The 5,357-nt window shown below is 67.6% G+C and carries 5 protein-coding genes; 3 read left to right on the top strand and 2 right to left on the bottom strand.

The window, feature by feature from the left end; translation table 11 throughout:
* Positions 1-327 (bottom strand): hypothetical protein (locus tag KHO18_RS28700; RefSeq protein WP_211944282.1); only part of this gene is annotated, 327 nt, incomplete at its 3' end.
* A 15-nt stretch (positions 328-342) separates the two neighbouring features.
* On the opposite strand from KHO18_RS28700, the gene KHO18_RS27860 reads away from it, so the two are divergent.
* Positions 343-1,215, top strand: coding sequence for a DUF2950 domain-containing protein (locus tag KHO18_RS27860; RefSeq protein WP_377731627.1), 873 nt, complete (start codon positions 343-345; stop codon positions 1,213-1,215).
* A gap of 253 nt (positions 1,216-1,468) precedes the next feature.
* On the top strand, positions 1,469-2,536 hold the full coding sequence (locus KHO18_RS27855) for an extracellular catalytic domain type 1 short-chain-length polyhydroxyalkanoate depolymerase (protein WP_144196345.1): 1,068 nt from the start codon (positions 1,469-1,471) through the stop codon (positions 2,534-2,536).
* A gap of 57 nt (positions 2,537-2,593) precedes the next feature.
* On the opposite strand, the gene KHO18_RS27850 is transcribed toward KHO18_RS27855, so the two are convergent.
* The gene (locus tag KHO18_RS27850) at positions 2,594-3,904 is read right to left on the bottom strand and encodes an MFS transporter (RefSeq protein WP_211944281.1); all 1,311 of its coding nucleotides are present in this window, start codon (positions 3,902-3,904) and stop codon (positions 2,594-2,596) included.
* A 335-nt stretch (positions 3,905-4,239) separates the two neighbouring features.
* On the opposite strand from KHO18_RS27850, the gene KHO18_RS27845 reads away from it, so the two are divergent.
* Positions 4,240-5,357 (top strand): DUF748 domain-containing protein (locus KHO18_RS27845; RefSeq protein ID WP_211944280.1); only part of this gene is annotated, 1,118 nt, incomplete at its 3' end.

The following is a 5,357-nucleotide window of genomic DNA, read 5'->3' as shown; positions in this document are numbered from 1 at the left end:
GTCAATCGCGCCGGCGCGGGTGGCGTGCAGAACCCCCGGCCAGCCGGCGCCGACCGCCAGCGGGCCGACCAGTCCGCCGCGCGCGACCGCGCACGGGACAGCAATCGTGACAGCGCCTTCCGCGATGCCGGCAACGGCGACCGCATGCGCCAGCAGGTGCAGCGCGGCGGGAGTTCGGGCGGCTTCCAGCGCGCTGGGAATGCCGGTGGCATGCAACGCGCCAGCCAGCCGGCGCAGCGGTCCATGCCGCAGCGTGGCGGCGGCGGAGGGGGCGGCGCGCACTTCGGTGGAGGCGGTGGCGGCGGCGGTGGCGGTCATTTTGGACATGGTCGGAGATAAGACATGATGAGAGCGACGATGTCCGCCACCATGAAACGCACCGTGCGCCGGTTCCTCGGCGCCGCGCTGCTGGCTGTGCCGCTGCTGGCGGTGTCCGCGCCGGCGCTGGCGCAGCGGGTCTATCCCTCGCCCGAGGCCGCCTCGGACGCGCTGGGCGATGCCATCGCCCGCAGCGACCACGATGCGCTCAAGGGCGTGCTCGGCCCGAACTACCGGACGCTGCTGCCGCCGCAGGGCGTCGATCAGGATGATATCTACGAGTTCCTGGCGGCCTGGTCGCGCCACCATGCGGTGGAGCGCGTGGGCGAAGAGACGGCGCGCGTGGCGGTGGGGGAGAGCGGCTGGACCTTCCCTGTGCCCATCGTCAAACGCAAGGCGGGCTGGCAGTTCGACATGCCGGCCGGCCAGCGCGAGGTGCATGTGCGGCGCATCGGCCGCAACGAACTGGTGACGATGGACACCCTGCTCCAGCTGGCGGACGCGCAGCAGCGCTACGCCGAGCTGGTCGGCAATGGCCGCTACGCGACCCAGCTCGTCAGCAGCCCGGGCAAGACCAACGGGCTGTACTGGCCGTCGTCTTCGGCCGAGAACGACAGTCCGCTCGGCCCCGATGCACTGGCGATGGGCCCGGACGCCCCCCCGAATGAGGCGTTCTACGGCTACCGCTACCGCATCATCGCCGCGCCGAAGGGCAGCAGCGCCCAATACGCAATCGTTGCCTGGCCGGCCCGCTATGGCGACAGCGGCGTCAACACCTTCATCCTGGACAGTGAGCGCCACTTTTATGAGCGCGACCTGGGCGCCTCCACAGCCAGCCGGGCTGCCGCATTGCGCACATTTTCGCCCGAGGGATGGACAAAGGTGGCAGAGCAGTAGATTCCACTATCCCGCTGTATCGTTGTCAGAACAGGCGCCTTCATTGCGCCTTTTTCTTTCTTTTTCGCTGAAACGCCATAGCTTTTCTCCCGCGCCTCATGGGGGGCGGCCGCCCTCGCGGCAAGGGGAAAACTGTTTCGAAATCTCATGTTGTGCTTTGCAGACAATGGCCCTAATCCAGCAGGCCGACTATGGTATGCTGCGTCGCACAATAGCGGAGGGGGCCCGTTCCTAGATGAGCAGGAGTCTTCATATGGCCAAAAGCCTGTCGACGGACTGGGAGACGCAACTGCGACAAATCGGTCGCACGCAATTCCGGACCGCAAAGCAAATCCGAACATGGCTGGGGCGCCTCGACTTGGCGTCTCCAGCAACCCGCCGCCGCACGCCGGCCCCGGGTGACACCGCGCCGGGCGACCTGCCCGGCACGTGGCAGTCCTTGAAGCTCGGCCTCGCCCCATTGCCGGGCGAACTGGTGCCGCAGCTCTCGTACCGTCTCTATATTCCATCCGGCGCCAAGGGCGCGCTGCCCGTGGTGATGATGCTTCACGGCTGCCAGCAGACCCCGGAAGATCTCGCAGCCGGCACGCGCATGAACGCGCTGGCCGAGCGCGAGGGCTTTATCGTCGCCTATCCGCAGCAGCCGCTGCGGCGCTCGGTGCATCGGTGCTGGCAGTGGTTCGACCTTGCCGCCGGCGAAGGTGGCCGCGAGGCGCAGGCCGTGGCGATGCTGATCGACGAACTGGCGAGCCGCCCCGACGTGCGCGCGGACCAGATCTATCTGGCGGGGCTTTCCGCCGGCGCGGCGATGGCCGCGGTGGTTGCGCTGCGCTATCCGAGCAAGGTGGCGGCCGTGGGGCTGCACTCAGGGGTGGTGATTGGCGCCGCCGATTCGCCCCGGGCCGGGCTCCGGGCGATGCAGCATGGCTCGGCGGCCGAGCCGGCCTGGCTGCTCGACGCCGCCGGTGCGGTGCCGGGCGGCCCGGTGATGCCGGCCATCGTGCTGCATGGGCTGGCCGACGAAGCGGTGCATCCGGTCAATGGCCGCCTGCTGGCGCGCCAGTTCCTGGCCTATAACCGCCTCGACGACCGCCTGGGCACCGCGCCGGCCAACGACGCGCCGCCGGTGCCGGATGGCGATTTCCGCGACGCGCGCTTCGGCCGCTGGAACCGCGATCTCGTGCGTCTCGTGGAAGTAGCCGGCCTGGGCCACGCCTGGAGCGGCGGCGACGGCAAGGTGCGCTACCACAGCGATACCGGCCCTGACGCCAGCAAGCTGATGTGGCAGTTTTTCCGCGATCACCGACGCGGCGGGGCATAAAAAAACGGGGAAGGCCAGCAGCCTTCCCCGTTTTTCTTTGCGGCGAGTATCGGGACGTCAGTGCGAACGCTTCCGCACGAACAGCGCCGTCACCACGCCAATCACGCATACCGCCACCACGTAGTGCGCCGGGGCGAGCGGATCGTTCTTGAGCATCAGCGTCACCACCACCGGCGTCAGGCCGCCGAAGATGGCGTAGGCCACGTTATACGAGAAGGACAGGCCCGAGAACCGCACCTGCGGCGGGAAGGCATGCACCAGCACGTACGGCACGGCGCCGATCGAGCCAACGAAGAAGCCGGCCACCGCGTACAGCGGAATCAGCAGGTCCGGGCGCGCGCCAATCGTCGTATAGAGCACATAGGCGCTGATGGCGAGCAGCGTGCCGCCCACCGACAGCGTCAGCCGGGCACCGAAACGGTCGGCCAGCAGGCCAGCCACGATGCAGCCGACCGACAGGCAGAGCGTGGCGATGCTGGTGGCCAGCTGCGCGGTGCGGCCGTCGAAGTGATACGACTTCTGCAGGAAGCCCTGCGTCATCAGGATCACCACGACGATGCCGGCGGAGAGCATCCACGTGAGCAGCATCGACACGACCACCGCGCCGCGATGGTCGCGCACGACGGACTTCAGCGGCATTTCGGCGGCGAGCGCCTTGCGCTGCTGGAGCTCGGCGAACACGGGCGTCTCATGCAGCCAGCGGCGCAGGTACATCGAGCCGATGCCGAACACGCCGCCCAGCAGGAACGGCAGGCGCCAGCCGTAGTCATGCAGCTCGGCCGGCGTGAACACGGTGTTCATGCCGGTGGCCACGAGCGAGCCGAGCAGGATGCCGGCGGTCAGGCCCGCCGTGAGCGTGCCGCAGGCGTAGCCGATGCGGTGAGGCGGCACGTGCTCCGAGACGAAGACCCAGGCGCCCGGCACCTCACCGCCGACGGCCGCGCCCTGCAGGATGCGCAGGATCAGCAGCGCGATCGGCGCCAGCAGGCCAATCGCGGCATAGGTGGGCAGCAGGCCCATCAGCATCGTCGGCACGGACATCAGCAGGATGGACAGCGTGAACATCTTCTTGCGGCCGAGCAGGTCGCCGAAGTGCGCCATGATGATCCCGCCCAGCGGGCGTGCCAGGTAACCGGCGGCGAAAATACCGTAGGTCTGAAGCTGGCGCAGCCAGTCCGGCACGGAAGGCGGGAAGAACAGCTCGCCAATCACGGTGGCGAAGAAGACGAAAATAATGAAGTCGTAGAACTCGAGCGCGCCACCCAGGGCGGCGAGGGCAAGCGTCTTGTAATCCTGTCCGGTCAGCGGGCGGGCGGCTTTGCCGTCCTGCGCGCCCAGAGCCCCGACAGTACTGCTGGTGGTAGGCATGAAATGACTCGCATGGTGAATTCACATGCGAAGCGCGCAACACGGATGACGTGGAGGGGACGGCCGAACGGATGACAGCGCGGAATGGGCGGGCCTGTGGCCGGCGGGTAGGCCGGCGGGGGCGCCACGGGACGCTTCGCAAAGGCGTAAAGATACCAGAACGACCCACCCGCCATTTGATTTTGGCGCGGCCGGATTCAAAATCGCCCGTCGGCCTGCCATAATCCGTCACAATAATGCCCAAAAGAAGTGAAATCCGGGATACAAAGCGCCATCGGCGAACCATAAAAAAAGCCGACGACATTGGCGTGTGGGGTCAAATCTTCTGGGGTGACATGGCTTTCAAGGATTCCATCCAGGCCGCCACCGGGGCGGCCATGGCGACGCCCCGCAGGCGGGTGGCGTTGCGCGTGGCGGGCGGTGCGGTAGCCGCGCTGGCGATTTTCGGACTCGCCGGCTACTTTGGCGGACCGCCGCTGATCAAATATCTGGTCGAGAAGAATGCGACCGAGGCGCTGGGCCGCAAGGTCACGCTCGGCGCGGCACACGTGCGGCCGTTCGAGCTGGCCGCGACGCTGAACGACCTGACCATTTTCGAGCCTGACGGCAAGACGCCGATGGTGACGCTGGGGCAGATCGAGGCCAATACCTCGGCGGCCTCGGTGTGGCACCTCGCGCCGGTGGTGGACTTCCTCCATATCGACAGGCTGGCCGTTCGTGTGACGCGTAATGCACAGGGGCGCATGAATTTCGCCGATGTGCAGGAGCGCTTTGCCGCCCAGCCGCCCAAGCCGGCTGACAGCAAGCCGGCGCGTTTCTCCGTCAGCAATATCGCGGTGTCCAACTCCAGCTTCGTCTACGAGGACAAGGTGCTGGATACGGTGCAGCGCGTGGAAAATTTCACGCTGACGCTGCCCTTCCTCTCGAACCTGCCGCACGACGCCACGATCAACACGCGGCCGACGCTGTTTGCGAAGATCAACGGCACGCCGCTGGCGCTGGCTGGCACCACGCAGCCATTTGCCGACACGCGCGAGACCAATCTCAACGTCAACCTGGACGGCCTGGAGGTGGCGCGCTACATGGCGTTCGCGCCGCGCCTGAAAGATGCCGAGGTCAAGGGCGGGCTGGTCGATACGCGCCTGAACATCGGGTTCCGGCAGGACAAGGACAAGCAGGACCTGTTCGTCACCGGCACGGTGACCCTGCGCGATGCCGATGTGCGCACGCACGCAGGCGCGGAACTGCTCAAGGCTGGCAAGCTGACCGTGGACGTGGGCCGGCTCGAGCCGCTCGCACACAAGGCGCAGATTCGCAGCATCGAGCTGGAGGGTCTGGGTTTGCAGGCCGCCCGGCGCGCCGACGGCACGCTGAACCTCGCCACGGCCTTTCTGCCGGAAGCCGCGAAAGCACCGGCACCGGCGCCGGCGCCTGCCGCCGCCCCGGCTGCGCC

Source organism: Cupriavidus campinensis (genome assembly GCF_905397395.1).
Lineage (GTDB): Bacteria > Pseudomonadota > Gammaproteobacteria > Burkholderiales > Burkholderiaceae > Cupriavidus > Cupriavidus campinensis.
This window is presented reverse-complemented; position numbering and strand designations above follow the sequence as displayed.